Consider the following 20,101-nt stretch of genomic DNA (forward strand, 5'->3'; position numbering starts at 1 on the left):
ACGGGACTGCCATGAAGTAACCTCTTTTCACGCCTCTGGGAGTGTGGGAAAAGCGGGGCCATGAGTACCCATATGGAAACCCATACCATTCACCCCGTTCCTCAGGCGCATCGTCACGGGCGGGTAGCGGACCTGTTCTCGGTCTGGTTCAGTGCCAACATGACATTGCTGACGGTTGTTACCGGGGCTCTGGGGCCAGCCGTATTCGGGCTGTCGCTCATCTGGTCCGTTTTGGCGCTGGTGCTGGGTAATGTGGTGGGGGCTGTCTTCATGGCGCTCCATGCGGCACAGGGCCCGCGTCTGGGTGTGCCCCAGATGGTGCAGAGTCGGGGGCAGTTTGGCGTTTATGGGTCGGTGCCGATCATCCTGCTGGTCGTGCTCATGTATATCGGTTTTGCTGCTTCCAACTGTGTCGTGGGGGGAGAAGCCCTGGCGCATGTGCTGCCTGTCTTCCAGGGCAGCAGGGGGGTCTGGCTCATTGCGGTGCTGACACTTCTACCCTGCATGATGGGGTACAGGGCCATTCATGTCTGTTCCCGTCTGGCCAGCTGGATTTCCATTGTGGCGGTCATTTATGCCATCGGTTGTGGGCTGGGCGGGTTTTCCCGCACATTGCTGGCAGACATGCACGGCACGGTAGCCGGATTCTTCGGAGCCTTTTCCGTTTCGGCTCTCTGGCAGATCGCCTATGCCCCTTATGTTTCTGATTCTTCCCGGTATCTGCCGGATGAGGCCGGGTCCGGCCGGCAGGCCTTCTGGGCGACCTATGGGGGAACTGTCATCGGGGCTGTTCTGCCCATGGTGCTGGGGAGCCTGCTGTCACTGAGCTATCCGTCCCTGCCGTTGGCTGGAGCGCTCTCCCTGACGGGCGGCCATATGGGCAATATCGTTCTTCTGGTGCTGGCACTGGCCATTCCGCTGGCCAATGCCATGAGTGTCTATTGTGGAGCGTTGTGCAGCCTTACTCTGGTGCAGACCTTTTGGCCGTCGTGGCGTGCCGGCCTGTGGGGGCGGCTGGTCATGACGGTTCTTCTGCTGGGGGCGGCCCTGGTCATGAGCCTTGGCATGGTTGGTGACTTCCTGAAGGCATACACGTCGTTTCTGGATGTACTGATGGCAGTGCTCGTGCCGTGGACGGCAATCAATCTGTGCGATTATTACCTGCTGCGCCATGGCGAGTATGATGTCATGGCCTTTTTCAGGGCGGATGGTGGACCGTATGGGCGGTTCAATCTGCCGGTCGTGTTGATTTATCTCCTGGGTGTGCTGGTTGAACTGCCTTTCATGAAGACCGGCCCGTATACAGGGCCGCTTGTGGAAGCCCTGCATGGAGTGGATATTTCATGGATTGTCAGTCTGCTGGTGACGGCCGTCGTGTATTACCTCTGGGTGAGACGATGTGACGGGGTGAGAGCCTGAGCTTTATCTGGTCGTATGAGGGGTTTCATTGGGGTCTGATGTAAGCTGTACTGACAGGGTACTATTATATTTGTAATTGATCTGACTTGTTAAAAGAGAACCGATCCTTCTATACAGGCAGAAGCCGTTTTAGACTGGCCATCCCTGTGGGGGTGGCAGGGGACGTGATGCAGCTCTTTTGTTGACGGCCGGGCCCTGCGTCATGTCTGCTCTGTGGGGAAGGCTCTGCATGCTGTGGCTGAGGAGGGTGAGATCACCGGGTGGGCTGCTGGTGCTGGGTGGCATGGTCGTGTTCTGGCTGCTGTCGTCTGCTTCGGCAGAAGCATCGGACATCACGTTTGCCGTCATTGGTCCGCATGAATATGACCTGCCAGTGGATTTCAAGCCTTTCAATGTATTCGTCCAGTATGGTGACGGGAATGCAGCAGGAAATTATTATGATGGGCAGGGGGCCAGAAAGCCGGAACGGGGCAGCCATACATGGTCTGGCCTGAGCAAATACGTCCATTTCTGGACGTTTGATTCCATTCCTCATGTCGGTTTTGCCTATGAAGTCATCCAGACGGAAAGTTACCGTCTGGCGGATGGCACAAATTATGGTGGATTGGGGCCGACCATCACAGGGCCTGCGGTGTGGTTCAAACCGAATGAACACAGCACGTTCGGTATCCAGACCTTCATGCAGACACCCAGCGCCACCCGGAAAGTCCTGAACCCGCAATACTGGTCCAATCTTTCAAGCTTCATGTTTGATTATGAGTGGAAACATTTCAGTTTCGGTGGAGACCTCGGGGCTGTGGTGGCTTCGACCATGCATGTCAGAGGGGAACATTCCTATCATCCGGGGACGGCCTTTCACAGCAATCTGCGTTTCAGCTGGAAAGCCAGCCGCAGGTGGGAGCCATTTTTCTCCATGGACTGGCAGAACAATGCCGGCTGGCATGACAACACGCTGGGGCGCTCCGTGGCGGACAGCAGCAGCCGGGAGGTTACGCTGGGCGTGGGATTGATGTGGAACATCAATCCCCGGCTTAACATCACGACCCGCTATGCCCATTCGGTGGACGGACGTTATGTACCGGAGACCAACGCTTATTATTTCAAGCTGGTTTATCTGTTTGAGGGGGCCCTGTTCTCACATTACTGACCGTCTGGCAGGTGGTAGAGATTTTTTCCCCGGAGCGCTGTAAGAGGGGAGCGGTCTCGACAGCCATAAAAGGACGATGATGACGGCAACATGCAGACATCGGTTTCTGACGCCGGAAACGGGCGGCCCCTGCCTTCTGCTGGTCATGGCGCTGGCAGGTTTCATCCTGGCCAATTCACCATGGCGGTCTTTTTATGCGCTGCTGGCCAAGCCTCTGGGACCTGTCCCGTTGGGGGATGGCCTGTCACCCTTCTGCCTGCCCAGCGTTGCAGAGCTGGTCACCATTGGGCCGATGACGCTGTTTTTCCTCACCATTTCGCTTGAGCTGAAAAAGGAACTGACAGCCGGGCATCTTGCAGAATTTCGCCAATGTCTTCTGCCCTGTCTTTCTGCTCTGGGAGGTGTGGTTGTTCCAGCAGGGCTGTATGCGCTGATCGCTGCACCTGACCCTGCCCTGCGGTCAGGCTGGGCCATTCCCGTTGCAACGGATGCAGCTTTTACGCTGCCTGTACTGTTGGCGCTGGGGCGGCGTGTTTCGGAAGGAGGGCGGGTCTGGCTGATGGCACTGGCCATTTTTGATGATGTGCTGGGCATTTTCATCATCGCCCTCTTTTATGGTGGAACACCGCATGCCATGCCGCTTTTCGGTACGGTCATCCTTGTGGGCATGATGGCCTGTGCCGGCTGGCGGGGTGTCCGTTGCCTGTGGTTTTATGGCATTGGCGGGGGGCTTCTGTGGATTTGCCTGAAGGAAGCGGGGCTGCATCCCACATTGGCGGGTGTCGTGGTGGGGCTCTGCCTGCCGACCGCCCGGCATGATGGCCCGTCTCCTCTGGAGCGTGTGGAGCATGGTCTGGCGCCGTGGGTCACATGGGGGGTGTTGCCGCTGTTCGGTTTTGTCATGGTGGGTGTGCCGTTGGCTGATACGTCTCTCACGAGCCTTGATCTGCGTCTGATCGTGGCTGTTGTGGTGGGGCTGGTATTGGGCAAGACGGCCGGAATTTTCGGCATGACGTGGCTTGCCATACGGTGCCGCCTGGCTTCTCTTCCGGCCCGGACATCATGGCCGATGCTTTTTGGTCTGTGCCTGCTCTGTGGGTTGGGTTTTACCGTCAGTCTTTTCATGGCTTCGCTGGCCTTTCCTGCTTCGGGCCTGCTCATATCCAGCAAGATCGGTATTTTTCTCGGCTCTTTCATGGCCGTGGCCAGTGGCTGGTTCTGGTTGAGATGCGTGGTGAAAGAGACGTGAAGCTCTATCTACTCGACAGTTCTGCCGTGCCTCTGTATGGGGGCGGGCGTGTGCTGATGATCGGATAGAGGAACTCACTGATGAGCCATGAGCGGACAGACCGGCCGGATGCCCTTCATGACCCGGCCTGTGATGGAACGACACATGCCGGAGTGGCCAGCCCGACCGGTAGGGAACGTGGCTATGCAGCCCGGAAAAAGCGCCGTGTGTCTGCTCCGCTGACACCGTCCGGCAGGCCGGTTCTGGAGCCTCCGGGTGGGCAGAAAAAGGTGCTGCTTCACTCCTGCTGTGCCCCCTGCTCTGGTGAGGTGATGGAGGCGATGACGGAATCAGGCATCGACTACACCATCTTCTTCTATAATCCGAACATCCATCCAGAGCGGGAATATCTTCTGCGCAAGGAAGAGAATGTCCGGTTTGCCGAGGCACACAACATCCCGTTCGTTGATGCCGATTATGACAGGGACAACTGGTTTGAGCGGGCCAAGGGCATGGAATGGGAGCCGGAGCGTGGCATACGCTGCACGATGTGCTTCGACATGCGTTTTGAGCGCACGGCCCTGTATGCGCATGAGCACGGGTTTCCTGTCATGACGAGTTCTCTGGGCATTTCACGCTGGAAGAACATGGCCCAGATCAATGATTGTGGTGCCCGGGCCGTGGCGCCCTATGATGGGTTGTCCTACTGGGATTTCAACTGGCGCAAGGGGGGAGGCTCTGCCCGCATGATCGAGATCAGCAAGCGGGAGAGATTCTACAAACAGGAATATTGTGGCTGTGCCTATTCCTTGCGGGATACGAACAATTTCCGGCGTTCAAAAGGGCGGCCCGCCATCGTGCTGGGAGAGGAATTCTACGGCGAAGAAGACTAGACCTTTTCCTGCCCGGGGAGCACCCTGAAGGCAGGAGGGACGTATGAAAATTGCCATTGTCTGTGATTCCTTCAAGGAAAGTCTGGCCCCACTTGAGGTGGCTGAGGAGATAAAAGCAGGTTTCTCCCGCGTGTTTCCTGAAGCATCGTATGTCTGCCTGCCCATGGCAGATGGTGGAGAGGGAACAGTGGAAGCCCTCGTGCAGGGTACGGATGGTAAACTGGTGCATTGTTCCGTCACGGGGCCGCTGGGGATGCCGGTTCCTGCTTTTTTCGGCATCAGCGGTGATGGGCAGACGGCGATCATCGAGATGGCAGCAGCGGCGGGCCTTCCCCTGCTCCAGCCAGAAGAGCGTGATCCCTTGCGGACGACCACTTATGGAGTTGGGCAGCTCGTTCTTGCCGCTCTGGAACATGGGTGCCGACATGTCATTCTCGGCCTGGGGGGCAGTGCTACCAATGATGGAGGGGCCGGGTTTGCGCAGGCTCTCGGGGCTCGCCTGCTCGATCAGCAGGGGCAGGAGCTGCCGCCTGGTGGTGGGGCTCTGGCCAGGCTGGTGGATGTGGACCTTTCCGGTCTGGACAGACGCCTGTCTGACATCACGCTGGAAGGGGCCTGCGATGTGACCAGCCCTCTGACAGGGCCGCGGGGGGCCTCGCATGTTTTTGGTCCCCAAAAAGGGGCTGGACCAGAGGATGTAATTCTTCTGGATGATGCCTTGGTGCATTATGCCCGTATCCTGGCCCTTCGGTGTGGGAAGGATGTGGCGGCTGTGCCCGGGGCCGGTGCTGCGGGGGGATTGGGCGCTGGGCTCCTGGCTTTTACGAAGGCACGGCTGCGGCCAGGTGTGGAGATTGTTGCAGACCAGCTTCAGCTGGCTGCACGTTTCAGGGATGTGGACCTTGTCATCACCGGGGAGGGCCGGATGGATGGCCAGAGTGCCCAGGGCAAGGCTCCCATGGGGGTTGCTCAGGTTGCCAGAGCCCAGGGGCGGCCTGTCATTGCCATTGTCGGTTCTACGGGAGAGGGTGTGGACAGGATGCATCAGGTGGGCATTGATGCTTTCTTTGATACGGTTCCCCGTCCCGAGGCGTTGCCGGTCGTGCTGGCGCAGGCCCGTGAGAATGTCCGTCGTACAGCAGAGAATGTCGCCGCTGCGATACGGACAGGGATGGAGATGGGACGGAACCTGTCGGGATCATCTTGAACGGTAACATAACTCTACCATATTTCTGTGTTCGTCTGCCCAGCAGGTCATGAATCAAGACATTGGAAACAAGCAGGTTTTATGAAGCGTTATTCTGTTCGTCAGATCATGGTGAGCATGGGGGCAGGCCTTGGGCTGGTTGCCATGCTGGCGGCTCCTGCGCAGGGCATGGCCGCCAGTGCTTCTGACAAGGTGGATTCCGGGTCAGCCCCGGCGCACGCTGCGCCCGTCGGGACAGTTTCCCTGCCTCTGGGGCAGCCGGAAGGTGATTTTGGCTGGGCCGGTGTGTCGGGGGCATTGCGGACCCAGCTGGACCAGGACCAGACGACCTTGCGGACGGTTGGTGCCGCTCTGGGGGGACTGAAGGGGCTGCCTGCCGGGCGGTTGCTGGATTCCTACACGCAGCAGGTGGCGAAGGTCCGCCAGCATGTGACGGACGGGATGGCGCAGATCCAGGCTTATGAGGGCTCTATCAATTCCCTGCTGAAGGTTCTTGGCGACAAGGCCGAGGATGGGGAGGATGCTTCCATCACCCGGCAGCGTGTCACGGCCCGCAAAACCTCCATGGGGATTACGGCTCTTCTGGTGCGGATGCGTGTCTGTGATCTTCAGACCCGCCAGCTGGAAGGTCAGCTGGACGACCTGCGCCGCAAGGTCCAGCAGGGAGCGCTGGTACGGCATGTCGATTCTCCTCTGGGGGTCGGTTTCTGGCGGCGGGCTCTGTCGGATGGTTATGCGACATTCCGGGATATGGGGCAGGATGAGCCGAGGGCACTGGTTGGTGTTCTGGGTATTGGCTGCCTGGTCATGCTGTTTGGCTTCGTGCTGAGGCAGCTGGCGACCCGTGTTCTTGCTTCAGCCCGGGGGCAGGCGAGCTGGGGGGGCGTGATCCGCAGCCAGCGTGCCCTGGGGAGCGTGTTGGCCGGTGTCTTGTGTGGTCTGCTGGCGGAAATCCTCTGGCAGGGCTGGCAGCTTGTGGGTTTCGACAGTGATGGCGTGCCCGCCATGCAGGGCGCGTATCTGACACAGGCACTGCCGGTGTGTGGTTTCATCATCGGGGCCGGGGTGTCCCTCAAGCGCTGGCTTCTGGGCAGGGCGTGCCTGCCGTGCAGTCTGCTTCTCGGTGGAGGAATTTTGTTCTACGGAGCGTTGCGGACGGCCGAAGTCAGCCGCGATGTCGGCCCCGGGCTGGATGCCGTGCTGGAAGGAGCATTTGCGCTTTCCACATCCATCCTGCTGTATCTGACGTGCCGCTCCAGCAAACGTGACCAGAAAAACGGGGCGGCTCTGGGTGATGTGGAGGCAGGCAGTACGGGGCAGGATATTGGTGCCGTACTGATCCAGCATATTCCCCTGCATGGTGTTTCTGCCCTGCTCATGGGAGTGACGGCCGTTGCCGTTCTGAGTGGTTATATCTCCTTTGCTTTCCTGCTGAATGACTGGGTGCTGACGCTGCTTTATGCCTTTGGGGCCGTCATGCTGCTCATGCAGGCGTGGCGGGACTTTTCACAGTTCCTCTTTTCGGCACAGAGCCGTCTTGGGCGGCTGTGGACCGAGCTGGAGCTGAGTGCCCGCCGTCTTGCGCAGATGGAGGTCATCACCACGGCGCTGGTTGGTCTCAGCCTTGTCATGGTATTCATTGCCCTGTTGCAGGGTAGAAATGGTGTTTCCTTCATCGGGACATGGCGGCAGCTGGAGCATGTCTTTGGTGGGGGTATCCTGTTTGGTGTGCCCGTCTCGCCAAGGACGATAGTGGGAGCGGCCCTGCTGCTGGTGGGCGTTTATTACGCCATACGGTTTTTGCAACAGTGGCTGCAGACACGTCTGTTCCCGGTCACGTCCCTGGATAATGGGGCACGGACATCCATCATCAGCATTCTGACTTATACATTGTGGATCGCTGCGGGGCTCAAGCTGTTGGCCATGATCGGCATTTCCGTACAGAATCTGACATGGGTTGTCAGTGCGCTGTCGGTGGGTGTGGGTTTCGGTCTCCAGTCCATCGTCAAAGACTTCATTTCTGGTCTGATCCTGCTGGCGGAACGCCCGGCCCAGGCTGGGGACAAGATCACCATCAGTGGCAATACAGGGGTGATTCAGCGTGTGAATGTCCGGGCAACGGATATCCGGCTGAGTGATGGCACGACACTCATTGTTCCCAACTCCCAGTTTATCACGGCGAATGTGCAGAATTACAGTGCGGGTCATAATCCGCTGAAGATGAGCCTTGTTTTCGCTGTACCGACCAATGTGAGTGTGGACAAGGTGAAGGCGCTTTTCATGCTTGTCGTGGCGGATCAGCCGGATGTTCTGAAGGACCCGGCCCCGCAGAGCTGGCTGGGTGACAAGGTGGGGGATACGGTTTCTGCGACGCTGGCGATCTATGTTGCACGGGGCACGAACAGTGATGCCGTGAGAACGGCTGTTATCTCCGGGGTGCTGGCACGTTTCAGCCAGGAAGGTATCAGCCTCATGGTGCCGCAGGTTTCTATGACGCTGCCATCTGATGATGGGTCCCAGACATGAAAAAAAAGCCAGGGTGACTGTCACCCTGGCTTTCCATGCCACTGTCGTGCGGGGAGGTTTTACTTGCCGTCGACGGAACGGGCAATTTCAGCCACGAGCTTGAGAAGGTAGGCACGGTCGATCTTGGTGTTCGGACCTTCGATGCGGACTACATCCTGCACCAGAGCGAAGATGAGGTCTTCGCGGGTCATGCTGCGGGCGATATTGTTTTCTTTCTGAGACATGCAGGTAAATCCTCTCATGTGGTGAATTGGCAACGCCGGGTAGACGGTACCGTGCCGGTATCCGTCCCAGCAATCTTTTAGCAGTTTTCATTGAGATAGGTCACGAGGTGTGGATGAAAAGATTGTAACCATAGTCATGGTACCGGTCTTCCATCTTTCCCGGGATTCTATTTTATTGGGGCCACACAGGCACCTTTTTGCTCAGGATAGGTCATGATAACGCGTTTCAGGAATTTCTTTGCTTCAGCCGAGGCTACGACCCGGGCTGCGGTCAGCCCGGTCCGGCCAGTACTGACCGCTCTGGCCGTGGGGCTTCTGCTTCTGGCCGCGGTATGGATCATCCATCCTTTCCTGCCCCCCATTCTCTGGGGGGCGACGATTTCTGTCACGCTCTGGCCGCTGGTTCAGCGGTTGCAGACCATATGCTTTGGCAGCCGGTCAGCGGCGGTCTTTTTTACCGTCCTGGCCGCCATGATCATCTTCTTCCTGCCTGCCGTGCTGGTGATCGTCATTTTTGCACGGCATGTTGATGCCGTGTCCCATTTCATTGGGATCCTGCCGACAATACAGCTGCCAGCAGCGCCCGCCTGGGTGGGGCGTATCCCTTACGTTGGGGGCAATATCATTCCGTTCTGGGATCATCTGCGGGAAAACAGCCTGCCGGAGCTGCTGAAACAGGTCATCCCGTCGCCAGAGAGGATCCTGCATGTCCTTCTGGCATCAGCGGGCAGCTTTGGGTCTCTTTTGCTGGAATTCGCTCTGACATTGATCGTCATGGTGCTGCTGCTGGGCCGGGCGGAGGGCATCATCATGCTTCTGGACCGGATTGGTGGTCAGCTTGGCGGCAGAAAGGGACGTGCCCTGCTGAAGCAGGCCGAGATCACGACACGAGGTGTTGCTCTGGGTGTCACGCTGACAGCCATTCTTGAATCACTGTTCGGCTGGGTTGGCCTGATGGCCGCTGGTATGCCGATGGGCAGTGTCGTGGCGGCGGTCATGTTCATTTCCTGTGTTCTACAGTTCGGTGGGGCATGGGTGATGATTCTCAGCACCGTCTGGCTTTATTTTACGGCACCGTTGATGCACGCCATCATCATGCTGCTGTTTGCGCTTGTGGTGATTGCAGGAGACAATTTCCTTCAGCCGCTCATCATTCGCCGGTATGTGCGGATTTCTGTCATCGTTATCATGGTGGGCGCTTTTGGTGGGTTGTCCACACTTGGTTTTGCTGGTGTCTTCATCGGTCCAACCCTGCTTTATCTGACGGAGACGATGATTCGGGACTGGGCGGGCCTGCCTGCTGACGATGAAAAGGCGGGTCAGGCTGATGCTTCAGCTGATGCCTCCGAGAGCTGAGCGTGTATCAGGCCGGCTTCCGCTGGGGGGTATCACCTGCCAGTGGGAGCGACCTGTTTCCAACGGTAGAGAGTGAGAAGACTCCCAGCCCAGAGGGCCAGACTGGCAAAGCTGAAGGCGATGGTCAGTTCTGCCGCAAGAGGGGTCTGCACGGCTGTATGACGCATAAGCACGATTGTGACGGCTCCCGAAAGACAGAAGGCCGCAAGGGCCAGAATGATCCCGCGGCATAAGGCTCTGGGCAGCAGACAGTAGCTGACCAGTGTCAAGGCAATCAGCCCATGGTAGGCTAGGCTGGTCTGCTGGTATGAGTGTTCCATGTCTGGCGTTGAGACGCTGGACAGATGGGGGATCGGTGTCAGATGGGTCATGAGGGGGCTGATGGCGATGATGCCGCACAGCCCCAGCAGGCAGCCCAGCAGTGTCCCTTCGCTCAGACGGCCCAGCCAGAGGGTGGCGGGTGTTTCCACGCAGGATGTCTGTCCCGGTTTCCTGCGGCGGTGGGTGTTGAGCCAGAGCTGGTTGGCAGCATGGAAAAAACCGACGCCGCACAGACCCAGTGCCACATAGAGCCAGCGGACAAATTCGCCGCCAAAACTCCCGAAATGCAAGGCGAGGCACCATGTCAGGATACGGCGGGCGGGTGTTTGCTGGCCGGGTAGATTCTGGCTGTCGATCAGGTGGCCTGTTTCGGGGGTCAGCAGGACAGCGCCACGATCCCGGCCAATGAGCGGGTTCTGGAGGTCTGTTCCTTCTGCCAGCAGATAAGACTGTCCTGCCGGAGGCAGGCTCCGCTCCCCATTGGCATTGTAGAGCGGGGCATGGAGGGCAAGGCGCTCGGCCTGACTGTCCGTGCCGTGAGGGGACAGGACATAATCCAGCGTGAGGGGATGAAAATCTGGTGCCAGTTCATGCAGGAAGGACAGGGCTTTTTCGGGGGGAAGAAGCGATGATGCTGGTGGTACCTTTCTGGCAGTTGCCTGCTGGATGCCGTCATGCCTCGAGGAGACAGGGTACAGTAGCGGCGAGAAGGCAAAAAGCGCCGTTGTCAGGGCGATGATGAGGTGGAAGGGCAGGGAGCAGAGGCCGAGAAGACTGTGGAGGTCGAGCCAGAGGCGGCGGCTGTGGCCCTGCAGGCGGACGCTCATGAGGTGGCGCCATATGCCGGGCAGAAGAAGAATGACACCGGAGAGCAGCGCCAGGCCGTAAAGGAGGCAGACGGTACCGACAAGAGGCATGGCCCAGTTTTCGGGCAGTGGCAGGCCCAGACGGCGGTGCAGCCCTCCGATGAACGTGGGAACAGGGGACAGGATCAGCTGGTGAAGGGAGGGAGTATGAGAGGCAGGCAGGCTGATGAGAATATGGGATGCTGGCAGGCCGAGGGGCAACTCTGGCCCTGTCGGGATGCTGAGGGTGGCCGTATCTGATGTTTTGAGGCCGACCCTGTAATGGAGGCCGGGGAAGATGGAGGGTAGGTCTTCTGTCCGGGATGTGAGAATCTGGTCAAGCGTTGCGGGGATGTCTGCCAGTGGGAGGGCTCCATGGTCCGGCAGGGGCGGCTGGCTCCATTGTTGGAGAGGGGCGGCAAACAGGGTCATGGTTCCGGCCAGAAAGCTCATGGAAAGCAGAGTGCCGGTTGTAATGCCGATCCAGCCATGCAGGGCGCGGTACCGGATGGCCAGATGCTGGAGCTTTTGCCACGGGCCGAGGCCGATACACAGGGTCAGCCCCGTAATCCCGGCCAGACAGGCGCCCGTCATCAGCAGGCAGAAGCCTGTCATGCCATAAGGGCGGAAACAGGGGAGGGTTATGTCTGCCCAACAGGCCGCCATGATGAAAAGAGCTGCCAGCAGGCCACCGATGCCCAATCGCAGCCACAATACGGCAGAAGGATGGGGCTGTGGGGGAACCGGCCGCCTGTCCCTGCCTCGTGATTCCTCCATCAGGACGTATGGGACTGGGTGGAAATGAGAATGGCCCAGAGGATGGGCATGATGCACAGCAGTACCATGCCAAGCCCACCAAGGCAGAAAAAGGCGGCCATGGCACCGAAGACATGAGCCCATAGCAGCCATGCCAGCCCGCTGGACAGGGCAATGCCGACCACACCGGCAGTACGGCCCAGCTTCTCGGGTCTGGGCGTATTGCCGGGGAGCTGCATCCACAGGAGCACGGCCCACACGGCCCCGGCCAGAAGGCCGCCCCAGAAGAAAACGGGCTCAGACGCAGTCTCCAGTCTCATGCTCCCTCCGGCTTCCCCGCATTCCGCCTGCTACAGGAAGGCTGGCAGGTGGATCATGCTCTGTAATGGGCCGGATTTTATGGGGAAGAGGGAAGAGACGTCAAACCTGTATAATTTATACAGGATATAAGGAGTCCTGATGTCAGGCTTCCATGCCGCACTGCCGCCGCTTCTTACTGCCGCCGGAAGGGGAGGCGTTTGCGCAGGCCGCTGAGTGGTCCTGCTGCCGCAAAACCAACGAGCAGGGAAGCTGTGACGGTCAACTGAAAAAGAAAGTGATAGGAGGACGACATGATTCTGTTCTCCAAGGCGGGGGTGACGGATGTCATCTTCAGGCATCAGTAATTAATTTTACGTAATAAAGGAATGGTTTTTTGGAGGATTCTGCAAAAAATATGAAAGGGTGCTGTTTTTGCTGCCTGTTCTGTGGAACGTACTGCTATGGGCAGGCCCTCTGGCAGGTAGGGGAGCGGGCCTGGAAGAAGAGGAAGCAGGGATGAAGATTCGGCCAGCTGAAGACAGGGACATTGCCGCCATTACCGGGATATACAACCATGCTGTCAGTACGACGACAGCCATATGGAATGACAGGGTGGTGGACAGTGCCAATCGTGCCGCCTGGCTGAAAGCCCACGATGAGGCAGGCCTTCCCGTGCTGGTGGCCGTTGATGACGGGGGTGGAGTGGCTGGTTATGCCACGTTCGGGCCATGGCGTGCCTGGGATGGCTACCGTCATACCGTGGAACATTCCGTCTATGTTCACAAGGACAGGCAGAGGGCCGGGATCGGGAGGGCTCTGATGGTGGCTCTTCTGGAAGAGGCCCGCCAGCGGGGATATCATGCCATGGTTGCCGGGATTGAATCGGGCAATGTCGGCTCCATCCGACTGCATGAACAGCTGGGTTTTGCTGTGGTTGGGCAGTGTCGGCAGGTCGGCTGCAAGTTCGGGCGCTGGCTGGATTTGACCTTCATGCAGATTCTTCTTGATGATCGCTCCAGCCCGGGCTGAAAGTCCTTCTCTGTCGGAATCTTGATTTGCACGGCAAAGCTGATGTGTGAATGTTAATTCATGTTCCGGTTGGGGAACAAAATGACAGCTTGCCGGGAAGGAGACGGTCATGGTGACAGGCTGGGCCTCCTTTGGCATCTGTGCCCTGCCGGTCTGTGACAAGTGTGGAATGATAGGGAGGTCCTGGGACTGATGATGGTACGATATGGGAAAGCCGGTCTTTATGGTGGGATGATGGCACTGGGCATGAGCTTAATGGCTGGAGCTGCCCAGGCAGAGGGCTTGGACCGTGTGTATGAGGTGCAGGCCCAGCTGTCTCCAACAGCCCTTGTGGCGGGCAACAGCACGCCAGTGGATGTGCTGAAGACCCAGATCGGCCCGAATATCCGGCAGGAACAGGATGAGAAGACGGTTTCCATCGGTCAGGACAGCTACAGGCTGGACCAGTACCGCATGAGGGTGCGTCTGCGCCATGGTGCTGGTGGCGGGTATGATGATGGTACGGTAAGCTATGTGATCTCTGCCAACCTGAGCCGGAAGAACAGCGATCATGCGACGTCCATTTTCACGCGGGTGAGAGGCGTCCTGAAGATGCATGATGGCCAGGCTACGGCTGTTCTGCCGGCCAATCGTTATTTCAAGGGGACGGTGCAGGTTGGTGCCATTGCGGCGAAGCTGTTCTGAACGTGAAGGGAGACTGGACCGTGTGGCGGTTTACGAAAGGCAGCATGGCCCTTCTGGCCTGTCTCATGGTTCCGGCTGGTGCCATGGCGGCTGGGCTGGCCCTGCCGGCTTCAGGAATCAAGGCGCCGTACAGCCCGTTGGCCATTCCAACCCGGATGACGCCCCTTGAAGATTCCCTGGAAACCCTGCTGGACAGGCAATACCGTGTTGTTGCTGCCCATCAGGCCGGAGGGGAGGAGGTGCTGGTTCTGTTCCGGGGGGATATGCCGGACAGGGCTGGAAGTACGGTCCTGTGTGCCCTGACGATGCCTAATCCTGCCAGGGATCAGAATGTCGTGACATCACGTTGCTGGGCCCTGAACCATCCTGACCGGTAAAACATGCCGTCATGCCTGTGCAAGAAAGCCGTTCTGCTGTGTGTACAGGTATGTTACTCATTCTGCGATGTCATGTGGTCCGTCATGCCTCATGTCTCTGCCCTCGGGTAGAGAAGACGGCTCAGGGAGGGAGCTATCTTTATGGTTGATTCAGTTTACAGTCTGCTTGGTTATGAGGCGGAGGTGCGCCAGCTGGGGAAGAAGATCGGGCGTTTGTCCAAGCATGAGCTTTTTTCACAGGATCTGACAGCTTTCCCTACTGCACATCCACGGGTCGAGCCCCGGCATGAGGCTTTTTATCGTGAGATCGAGGCATCCCATCTCTTTTACCGGCAGATGGTCAGCTCGATGGAGCGGGAGTTTCATGCTCTTTGTGAGTGTTTTTCATCTGAGCGCTATTATGCGGTTGATGGTGACTTCAACCATCTGATGGTGAAATTCAACGGTGATGCTGCTAACGATACGCTGGCCTCCATGCGGTTCATGAACCGTTTTATCCTCTGCCTGAAGAAGGGAGCACCCTTTGGGGAGGATGACACGCATGTCCTGTTCGCCAATTACGGGCGGCTGGTGGTCCGCTAGGCGGCAGGGCTGCATTTTTTCTGGCAGAGTGGCGCATGGCAGGGAACCCGGCATGACCTTTGATCTCTACACCACGCTGTATATCGTGGCCATCATTGCCGAGGCCATGACGGCTGCCCTGCTGGCGGGCAAGCTGGAGATGGATCTTGTAGGGGTGTTCCTGTTGGGATGGATCACCGCCCTGGGGGGAGGGTCCATCCGGGATGTGCTGCTCAACCATTATCCATTGTCCTGGGTGCGGCACCCCAGTTACCCGCTCATTACCGGGTTTGCCGCCCTGGCCACCATCATGGTGGCCCAGCACATGCACAGGTTGCGCAAACTGTTCCTGTTTCTGGATGCAATTGGCCTTGTCGTCTTTACCGTTATGGGCTGCCAGGTAGCGATGACGGAACATCTTTCTGTGGTCTGTGTCATCATTTCTGGCATGATCACGGGATGTATGGGCGGCGTGCTGCGGGATATACTCTGCAATGACATTCCGCTGCTGTTCCGGTCCGAACTGTATGGCACGGTGTCTGTCAGTACGGGGGTCGTGTTTCTCTGCTGCTCCCATATTGTGGACAACAGGAACATCGAGCTGCTGATCTCCATGATTTTCGGCATCAGTTTCCGTCTGCTCTCCATCCGTTACAACTGGACACTGCCACGCTTCAGTTATCGGTCCTGAGGCAGGTGGTCAGGTCCGGCCATGGGGGGCCAGAAGAATGAGCAGGGCTCCCACCAGGCAGAGGGCAGCCCCTGCCATGTCCCATGCATCCGGTGCCAGACCCTCCACGGCCCAGCCCCAAAAAAGGCTGGTGACGATATAGAGGCCGCCATACAGGGCATAGGCCCGCCCGGCATGGTCAGCCGGGCTGAATGTCAGCAGGATAGCGAACAGGCCGAGGCACAGCCCGCCGGGCAGGAGCCAGAGCGGGGACCGCCCCAGCCGCAGCCAGGCCCAGACAGAGAAACAGCCTGCAATTTCAGCGAAGGCCGCCAGGCCGTAGAGCAGGCAGGCAATGAGAGCATGTGACATGGCCGATGGTCCTGACGTGATGACGCTGTCTGTTCTGTAGCAGGTGAGACAGCTCACAGGCGAGGGCGGAGAGAGACGGTCTCTGCCTGGGGCTCAGGAATTATGTGAGGCTTCTTTCGCTGGGTGCCCTGGCTGGAGGTGATTTCTGGCCCAACCGACATTCAGTGCCAGCGTGGATATGCATCGGTATGGCAGTATCCAGCGGGAGCCGGCCGCTGGCGGGCGGATGAACACGGTCATCAGATTGCAGAGGATGATGACCAGTGCCACGTAGTTCTGGAGACCATCGGGCAGGGTGGTGAAAAAGGAGCTGATATCCATTGGCGGTATCTCCGTGATGATAAGGCCGCAGAGAGGCGGTCATGGGATTGATGTATGATGAGATGGAAGCGTCAGTCAGGTCGCTGGGGTCTGCCGGAGGGCAGGGAGGGCTGCTGCGACCTGGGCCACCAGCCGTCCATAAGGGTTCTGGCCATTTTCGTAGTGGATGATGGCCTCCATCAGGCTGGCAAGCAGGGTGGCCGTAGGCGGGCCGAGGACTGTATCCGGCGTCACGCCAAGGGCCTGCGCAACAGTATCAATGTAGCGTCGGGTATCGTTCTCGGCCGGGGGGGCCCATTGGCTGATGATGCAGGCGACGGTATCCAGCCTGTCCCGTACCATGTAACGGTAGAGCTGGTCCCGCAAGGCCATCAGGCCAGCTTCTGATGTGGAGAAGTGGGCAAAGCGGGGCGTGATGCCTGGCTCCGCAGGCTCCAGCATTGCGCCGGGCTGATGGGCGAAGTTGAGGTTGCCCGGATTGTTGTTGCGGATGCCACGGGGTGGCCGGGTGGGTGTCTGGGGCATGGTCATCAGCCTCCGAAGAAATGGGGGTAGAGCGTGTGGATGAGTTGATAGAGCCCCACGGCGACTGCTCCGCCAACCGCACCGCCGCCTGTGATGGCGGCTGTAACAGTGCGTGACCGTAATGAATTGCTCTCCCGTATCTGTTCGCTCAGGGAGGCAATGCCAGCATGAAGTTCCAGCGCCAGATTATCGATCTTGTTGCTGAGTTTTGTGAGGTCTTCATCATGACGGGCCTGTACTGCCTCCAGGGCGGCAATCCGCTCGTTGAGAGGGGTGATCCTGTCAGGAAGGTGTGTGGGCATCATGGGAGCAGTTCCATAAAAAAAACCGCCTTGGCGGGCGGTCAATGTGGGATGAGAGCGTGGTGGTCAGCTACAGATTTTTTGAATTTCATGGCGTTCATTTCCATAATCCAGAAGGAAGAGGGGCGTTTCCTTCAGGTCAGGATGGAGATGGAGCTCTCTGGCGACAGCCCGCTCTTCTTCTGGCGAATAATGGACAAGCGCCGGGCAGAGGGGACGAAAGGGAGGCTGGTTGCAGCCTGCCAGCAGGCACAAGGCCAGCCCTGCCAGTAGTCCCGCAGGCGGTGGAGCGGGGGCCATCAGAATTGTCCCTTTTCCAGTGTGTCCAGCAGCTGGGTGCGGGTCCGCAGGCCGTTGGTACGGGCTTCGAGCATGGTGCGGGCGGCCTTGCTTGTGGCCTGGGCTGTTGTCGCGTCCTGCTGGCTGGACCGGACCCGTGCGCTGTTGCGTCCAGCCCTGTTGGCATAGGCAATCAGCCCTCCCAGAAAGGCCAGCATGGTGAGGAGAAAACAGCCTGCAAAATAGGGATTCATGGGGGCTCTCAATCTGTTGGTCTGGCGGGTAACGTGGGGAGGGACGTTGGTGTGTCAGAACCATCCAGGATGGCTCTCAGTGTGCTGACACAGGCCCGCATTTTGGGGCCGAAGGTTTCGCCCATGGCGGCAGTCATGGCTGCCTGTTGCTGAACCTGCAGCATCATGGCGGCGGCCTGGTCCCGCAGGGTGGTGGAGGGTGTTTTTCCCTGTGTGATGCCCCCCTTGGAGAGAACTGGATTTACAACAGGGCGGGCGTTCCAGTCTTCATCCGTGACATGCAGGCGGATGGCCCGGCTTCCCGCAGGCATGTGCGGTGTGACCTGCTGGAGCAGCTCTTCTTCCGTCAGGCTGTGGGCGGTTATGGTGCCATCGGCCTGTTTCCTGTCCTGCGTGAGGGGAATGATGGTCCAGCCACGGATGGGGACAGGCTCCATGGCGGCTCCTTCATCAATTATGGCGAAATAGGCCATGTTCTGGGTCATGACGAAAGCTCTCCAATGGCCATGACAGTAATGTCATCGGCTGGATCAATATTGGCACCTCCCAGTCCGACCCAGAATTTTCCAACCGTGAAGCCGGTGCGGTCCGGTGGGGAGAGGGTTGAGGGGCCACCAACAATCATGTTGGTTCCGTTATGGAATGGCGGAACCATTACCGACACGGTGTCGCTGGTGAAGGATTGCGGAAAGGTGACCCTGTCTCCATGGGCTGCCTTTATGGTGAAAACCTGCATCATGAGCGGTGCGCCGGATGGGCTGCGTATGTTCAGCAGGACGTGGCCGTTCGGTGTGGTGATGGCCCCGTTCAGCGAGAGGGAAAAGACCCGGAAGATGTTGCCTTTGTTCAGGACAATATCGCCGGAAACGGCTCCCGTGGTCTGGTTCCGTGCTGTCTGGAGGAAGAGGCCCGTATCATCGGTCGTGGCACCGATCTGCCTGCTCAGTGTACGGCCATCATAGTCATAATGGCCTGATGCCACGATGTTGCTGCTTCGGGGGAGGGTATCCAGCAGTCCGCCCATGCCATCTGGCTGGCTGATGAAAGCTGTATCAGTCTGCCATGCCAGAGCCAGCAGGGGGCCGGCCATCGGTCCGGCCGCTACATTGCCGCTGATGAGGCCAGCAGCACCGACCGTTCCGCCAAGGCCTGTACGGAGCGGGCCGGAGGTACCGGCCGTGTTGGCAAATATGTTGTTGCGGATGATGGCGCCAGTGGGCCTGTTGAGATAGATGGCCGTTCCCGGATTGGCAGTGGAGCCGATATCCTCAAAATGATTGCCTTCAATTTCGACAAACTGGCAGCTGTCCGAGACATAGGCGGCATAGACCGGGTTGCCCGTTCTGGCGGTTGATCCATCACGGGATACAAGGTTGTTGCGGACCTGTACGCCATGAGCCGCCACGATGCCGATGGATCCACCCCCGTTGCGTCCGTGCGTATTGTTGTTGGAGAGGATGTTTCCCGTAATGAGGATGTTCCGCTGGATCAGCCCGTCTGCACTTTTCTGGTCTGTCGTCGTGATGCCAATGCCCCCGTCGGCATTGTCGTGAACATGATTGTTGGCGATCAGGATGTTCTCGTTGGCGGGCTGGTCGGAACTGTCGGCATAGACGCCGATCCCGTCATGGTTGCCGGAGACCGTATTACCTGTGGCCCCGCAGCGGCGGCAGCCCATGTAGAAGACGAAACCGCCATCGGTGTGACCGGTTGATAGGCTGTCCGTGAACCAGCAGTTGTCAGCCGACCAGATGAACTGGGGGCTGTTGCCGCCATCCAGCAGCGTGACGTTGGTAATGAGGCTGTTGCTGATGAACCCCAGAGAAAGCGGCCAGTTGAAGGTGTTGCGGATCGTGATTCCGGAAATCAGCAGATTGTCGATCCGTGTTGGAAATGAAGGCATATCAGGCGTATTGGCTGTATGGCTCAGCGTGTTGGCGCATATGCCGCCACTTACGGCGGTCTGTCCCCCCTGCTGGCCGGACCGGTTTCCGTCAATGATTCCCTGTCCCGTGATGGAAATCCGCTCCAGAGACTGGCCGGGGGCATAGATGTCCAGACAGTTCGTGTTGCTGTCTGGCGCCAGGGTGATGATACCATCCAGGACGAGATGCGTATCCGGGCGGGTGATGCGGAGCGTTCCAAGCATGACGGACAGCCCGGCAGGGTGCACCAGCCGGAAGGTGCCTGCACAGTCATTGATGGCGGCCTGATAGGCGGCACTGTTGGCGGCTGTGTGCTGGCCGTCAGGGTCGTGGGTGACACCGTAGCTGGTCACCAGTTTTTCCGGGAAGCGGGCCAGAACATCCCGGACTTTTTCTCCTGCAAGGGTACTGTCACCATCAATGGTCAGCCCCGCTGCCTGGCCGTTGATGGCGTCAATCTTGCCGCCAATTTCCCTGGCAACGGTTGTGGAGGGGACGATGTCTGTCGGGTTTCCCGTTGCCGTGTAGGAGCGCCAGGCAGGAACCCTGTTTGCTGGTTGTGTCATGGTTTCCTCATGCT

General features: G+C 58.7%; 23 protein-coding genes. 12 read left to right on the forward strand and 11 right to left on the reverse strand.

Annotation, left to right across the window (positions count from 1 at the left end; all coding sequences use genetic code 11):
- Window positions 1–60: 60 nt before the first annotated feature.
- From CPA54_RS00150 to CPA54_RS00175, 6 genes are all read left to right on the forward strand, one after another.
- The gene (locus CPA54_RS00150) at window positions 61–1,419 is read left to right on the forward strand and encodes a cytosine permease (protein WP_043562053.1); all 1,359 of its coding nucleotides are present in this window, start codon (window positions 61–63) and stop codon (window positions 1,417–1,419) included.
- 283 nt (window positions 1,420–1,702) lie between these two features.
- Window positions 1,703–2,566 (forward strand): transporter, encoded by an 864-nt coding sequence (locus CPA54_RS00155; protein ID WP_081563390.1) that lies wholly within the window; start codon window positions 1,703–1,705, stop codon window positions 2,564–2,566.
- Between the two features lie 76 nt (window positions 2,567–2,642).
- Window positions 2,643–3,815 carry a Na+/H+ antiporter NhaA gene (gene nhaA / locus CPA54_RS00160; RefSeq protein ID WP_081847779.1) on the forward strand — a complete coding sequence of 391 codons (1,173 nt, stop codon included), beginning with the start codon at window positions 2,643–2,645 and terminating at the stop codon, window positions 3,813–3,815.
- Between the two features lie 80 nt (window positions 3,816–3,895).
- The gene (locus CPA54_RS00165) at window positions 3,896–4,687 is read left to right on the forward strand and encodes an epoxyqueuosine reductase QueH (RefSeq protein ID WP_086431766.1); all 792 of its coding nucleotides are present in this window, start codon (window positions 3,896–3,898) and stop codon (window positions 4,685–4,687) included.
- Window positions 4,688–4,730: 43 nt separating this feature from the next.
- Entirely contained in the window at window positions 4,731–5,894 is a 1,164-nt protein-coding gene (locus CPA54_RS00170; RefSeq protein ID WP_249085333.1) for a glycerate kinase, read from the forward strand.
- Window positions 5,895–5,975: 81 nt separating this feature from the next.
- Window positions 5,976–8,420 (forward strand): DUF3772 domain-containing protein, encoded by a 2,445-nt coding sequence (locus CPA54_RS00175; RefSeq protein WP_103765793.1) that lies wholly within the window; start codon window positions 5,976–5,978, stop codon window positions 8,418–8,420.
- A 59-nt stretch (window positions 8,421–8,479) separates the two neighbouring features.
- Here CPA54_RS00175 and CPA54_RS00180 read toward each other — a convergent pair whose 3' ends face one another.
- The gene (locus CPA54_RS00180; RefSeq protein WP_156878809.1) at window positions 8,480–8,644 is read right to left on the reverse strand and encodes a hypothetical protein; all 165 of its coding nucleotides are present in this window, start codon (window positions 8,642–8,644) and stop codon (window positions 8,480–8,482) included.
- Between the two features lie 213 nt (window positions 8,645–8,857).
- Between CPA54_RS00180 and CPA54_RS00185 the strand changes: the two genes are divergently transcribed.
- Entirely contained in the window at window positions 8,858–10,000 is a 1,143-nt protein-coding gene (locus tag CPA54_RS00185) for an AI-2E family transporter (RefSeq protein ID WP_249085334.1), read from the forward strand.
- A 32-nt stretch (window positions 10,001–10,032) separates the two neighbouring features.
- Here the strand turns inward: CPA54_RS00185 and CPA54_RS00190 are convergent, their stop codons facing one another.
- Complete coding sequence (locus CPA54_RS00190; protein WP_249085335.1) at window positions 10,033–11,943, reverse strand: PepSY domain-containing protein; 1,911 nt, start codon at window positions 11,941–11,943, stop codon at window positions 10,033–10,035.
- Entirely contained in the window at window positions 11,943–12,242 is a 300-nt protein-coding gene (locus tag CPA54_RS00195) for a hypothetical protein (protein ID WP_181005247.1), read from the reverse strand. The genes CPA54_RS00190 and CPA54_RS00195 overlap by 1 nt, the downstream gene beginning before the upstream one ends.
- A 496-nt stretch (window positions 12,243–12,738) precedes the next feature.
- Here CPA54_RS00195 and CPA54_RS00200 point away from each other — a divergent pair, with 496 nt between their 5' ends.
- The 5 genes from CPA54_RS00200 (at window position 12,739) to CPA54_RS00220 (ending at window position 15,564) form a co-directional block, all read left to right on the forward strand.
- On the forward strand, window positions 12,739–13,251 hold the full coding sequence (locus CPA54_RS00200) for a GNAT family N-acetyltransferase (RefSeq protein WP_081562651.1): 513 nt from the start codon (window positions 12,739–12,741) through the stop codon (window positions 13,249–13,251).
- Between the two features lie 192 nt (window positions 13,252–13,443).
- Window positions 13,444–13,935: a hypothetical protein gene (locus tag CPA54_RS00205; protein WP_081562649.1), complete on the forward strand. Its 492-nt coding sequence runs from the start codon at window positions 13,444–13,446 to the stop codon at window positions 13,933–13,935.
- Window positions 13,936–13,955: 20 nt separating this feature from the next.
- A complete protein-coding gene (locus CPA54_RS00210) occupies window positions 13,956–14,312 on the forward strand; it encodes a hypothetical protein (RefSeq protein ID WP_143539973.1) in 357 nt (118 codons plus the stop codon).
- A 141-nt stretch (window positions 14,313–14,453) separates the two neighbouring features.
- Window positions 14,454–14,894, forward strand: a complete 441-nt coding sequence (locus tag CPA54_RS00215; protein ID WP_043562073.1) for a hypothetical protein — start codon at window positions 14,454–14,456, stop codon at window positions 14,892–14,894.
- Between the two features lie 52 nt (window positions 14,895–14,946).
- Entirely contained in the window at window positions 14,947–15,564 is a 618-nt protein-coding gene (locus tag CPA54_RS00220) for a trimeric intracellular cation channel family protein (protein WP_043562075.1), read from the forward strand.
- Window positions 15,565–15,573: 9 nt separating this feature from the next.
- Here the strand turns inward: CPA54_RS00220 and CPA54_RS00225 are convergent, their stop codons facing one another.
- The 8 genes from CPA54_RS00225 to CPA54_RS00260 all read right to left on the reverse strand — a co-directional run bounded on the left by CPA54_RS00225 (window position 15,574) and on the right by CPA54_RS00260 (window position 20,087).
- Window positions 15,574–15,915: a YnfA family protein gene (locus CPA54_RS00225; RefSeq protein ID WP_086431773.1), complete on the reverse strand. Its 342-nt coding sequence runs from the start codon at window positions 15,913–15,915 to the stop codon at window positions 15,574–15,576.
- Window positions 15,916–16,008: 93 nt separating this feature from the next.
- The gene (locus CPA54_RS00230; protein WP_052349246.1) at window positions 16,009–16,236 is read right to left on the reverse strand and encodes a hypothetical protein; all 228 of its coding nucleotides are present in this window, start codon (window positions 16,234–16,236) and stop codon (window positions 16,009–16,011) included.
- A gap of 75 nt (window positions 16,237–16,311) precedes the next feature.
- On the reverse strand, window positions 16,312–16,761 hold the full coding sequence (locus tag CPA54_RS00235; RefSeq protein ID WP_086431821.1) for a structural protein P5: 450 nt from the start codon (window positions 16,759–16,761) through the stop codon (window positions 16,312–16,314).
- A gap of 5 nt (window positions 16,762–16,766) precedes the next feature.
- Window positions 16,767–17,066: a hypothetical protein gene (locus CPA54_RS00240; RefSeq protein ID WP_043562083.1), complete on the reverse strand. Its 300-nt coding sequence runs from the start codon at window positions 17,064–17,066 to the stop codon at window positions 16,767–16,769.
- 63 nt (window positions 17,067–17,129) lie between these two features.
- The gene (locus CPA54_RS00245; protein WP_043562086.1) at window positions 17,130–17,363 is read right to left on the reverse strand and encodes a hypothetical protein; all 234 of its coding nucleotides are present in this window, start codon (window positions 17,361–17,363) and stop codon (window positions 17,130–17,132) included.
- Window positions 17,363–17,596 (reverse strand): hypothetical protein, encoded by a 234-nt coding sequence (locus CPA54_RS00250; protein ID WP_249085336.1) that lies wholly within the window; start codon window positions 17,594–17,596, stop codon window positions 17,363–17,365. Before CPA54_RS00250 ends, CPA54_RS00245 begins: the two co-directional genes overlap by 1 nt.
- Window positions 17,597–17,604: 8 nt before the next feature.
- Entirely contained in the window at window positions 17,605–18,081 is a 477-nt protein-coding gene (locus CPA54_RS00255; protein WP_086431776.1) for a hypothetical protein, read from the reverse strand.
- Window positions 18,078–20,087 carry a right-handed parallel beta-helix repeat-containing protein gene (locus CPA54_RS00260; protein WP_249085337.1) on the reverse strand — a complete coding sequence of 670 codons (2,010 nt, stop codon included), beginning with the start codon at window positions 20,085–20,087 and terminating at the stop codon, window positions 18,078–18,080. Before CPA54_RS00260 ends, CPA54_RS00255 begins: the two co-directional genes overlap by 4 nt.
- Between the last annotated feature and the right edge of the window lie 14 nt (window positions 20,088–20,101).

The organism is Parasaccharibacter sp. TMW2.1890 (assembly GCF_023337645.1).
Lineage (GTDB): Bacteria > Pseudomonadota > Alphaproteobacteria > Acetobacterales > Acetobacteraceae > Bombella > Bombella apis.

Bases quoted from the DNA above. Each gene is read 5' to 3' on its own strand.
- CPA54_RS00150 (WP_043562053.1), top strand. From the start codon at position 61: ATGAGTACCCATATGGAAACCCATACCATTCACCCCGTTCCTCAGGCG.
- CPA54_RS00155 (WP_081563390.1), top strand. From the start codon at position 1,703: ATGGTCGTGTTCTGGCTGCTGTCGTCTGCTTCGGCAGAAGCATCGGAC.
- nhaA (WP_081847779.1), top strand. From the start codon at position 2,643: ATGATGACGGCAACATGCAGACATCGGTTTCTGACGCCGGAAACGGGC.
- CPA54_RS00165 (WP_086431766.1), top strand. From the start codon at position 3,896: ATGAGCCATGAGCGGACAGACCGGCCGGATGCCCTTCATGACCCGGCC.
- CPA54_RS00170 (WP_249085333.1), top strand. From the start codon at position 4,731: ATGAAAATTGCCATTGTCTGTGATTCCTTCAAGGAAAGTCTGGCCCCA.
- CPA54_RS00175 (WP_103765793.1), top strand. From the start codon at position 5,976: ATGAAGCGTTATTCTGTTCGTCAGATCATGGTGAGCATGGGGGCAGGC.
- CPA54_RS00180 (WP_156878809.1), bottom strand. From the start codon at position 8,644: ATGTCTCAGAAAGAAAACAATATCGCCCGCAGCATGACCCGCGAAGAC.
- CPA54_RS00185 (WP_249085334.1), top strand. From the start codon at position 8,858: ATGATAACGCGTTTCAGGAATTTCTTTGCTTCAGCCGAGGCTACGACC.
- CPA54_RS00190 (WP_249085335.1), bottom strand. From the start codon at position 11,943: ATGGAGGAATCACGAGGCAGGGACAGGCGGCCGGTTCCCCCACAGCCC.
- CPA54_RS00195 (WP_181005247.1), bottom strand. From the start codon at position 12,242: ATGAGACTGGAGACTGCGTCTGAGCCCGTTTTCTTCTGGGGCGGCCTT.
- CPA54_RS00200 (WP_081562651.1), top strand. From the start codon at position 12,739: ATGAAGATTCGGCCAGCTGAAGACAGGGACATTGCCGCCATTACCGGG.
- CPA54_RS00205 (WP_081562649.1), top strand. From the start codon at position 13,444: ATGATGGTACGATATGGGAAAGCCGGTCTTTATGGTGGGATGATGGCA.
- CPA54_RS00215 (WP_043562073.1), top strand. From the start codon at position 14,454: ATGGTTGATTCAGTTTACAGTCTGCTTGGTTATGAGGCGGAGGTGCGC.
- CPA54_RS00220 (WP_043562075.1), top strand. From the start codon at position 14,947: ATGACCTTTGATCTCTACACCACGCTGTATATCGTGGCCATCATTGCC.
- CPA54_RS00225 (WP_086431773.1), bottom strand. From the start codon at position 15,915: ATGTCACATGCTCTCATTGCCTGCCTGCTCTACGGCCTGGCGGCCTTC.
- CPA54_RS00230 (WP_052349246.1), bottom strand. From the start codon at position 16,236: ATGGATATCAGCTCCTTTTTCACCACCCTGCCCGATGGTCTCCAGAAC.
- CPA54_RS00235 (WP_086431821.1), bottom strand. From the start codon at position 16,761: ATGCCCCAGACACCCACCCGGCCACCCCGTGGCATCCGCAACAACAAT.
- CPA54_RS00240 (WP_043562083.1), bottom strand. From the start codon at position 17,066: ATGATGCCCACACACCTTCCTGACAGGATCACCCCTCTCAACGAGCGG.
- CPA54_RS00245 (WP_043562086.1), bottom strand. From the start codon at position 17,363: ATGGCCCCCGCTCCACCGCCTGCGGGACTACTGGCAGGGCTGGCCTTG.
- CPA54_RS00250 (WP_249085336.1), bottom strand. From the start codon at position 17,596: ATGAATCCCTATTTTGCAGGCTGTTTTCTCCTCACCATGCTGGCCTTT.
- CPA54_RS00255 (WP_086431776.1), bottom strand. From the start codon at position 18,081: ATGACCCAGAACATGGCCTATTTCGCCATAATTGATGAAGGAGCCGCC.
- CPA54_RS00260 (WP_249085337.1), bottom strand. From the start codon at position 20,087: ATGACACAACCAGCAAACAGGGTTCCTGCCTGGCGCTCCTACACGGCA.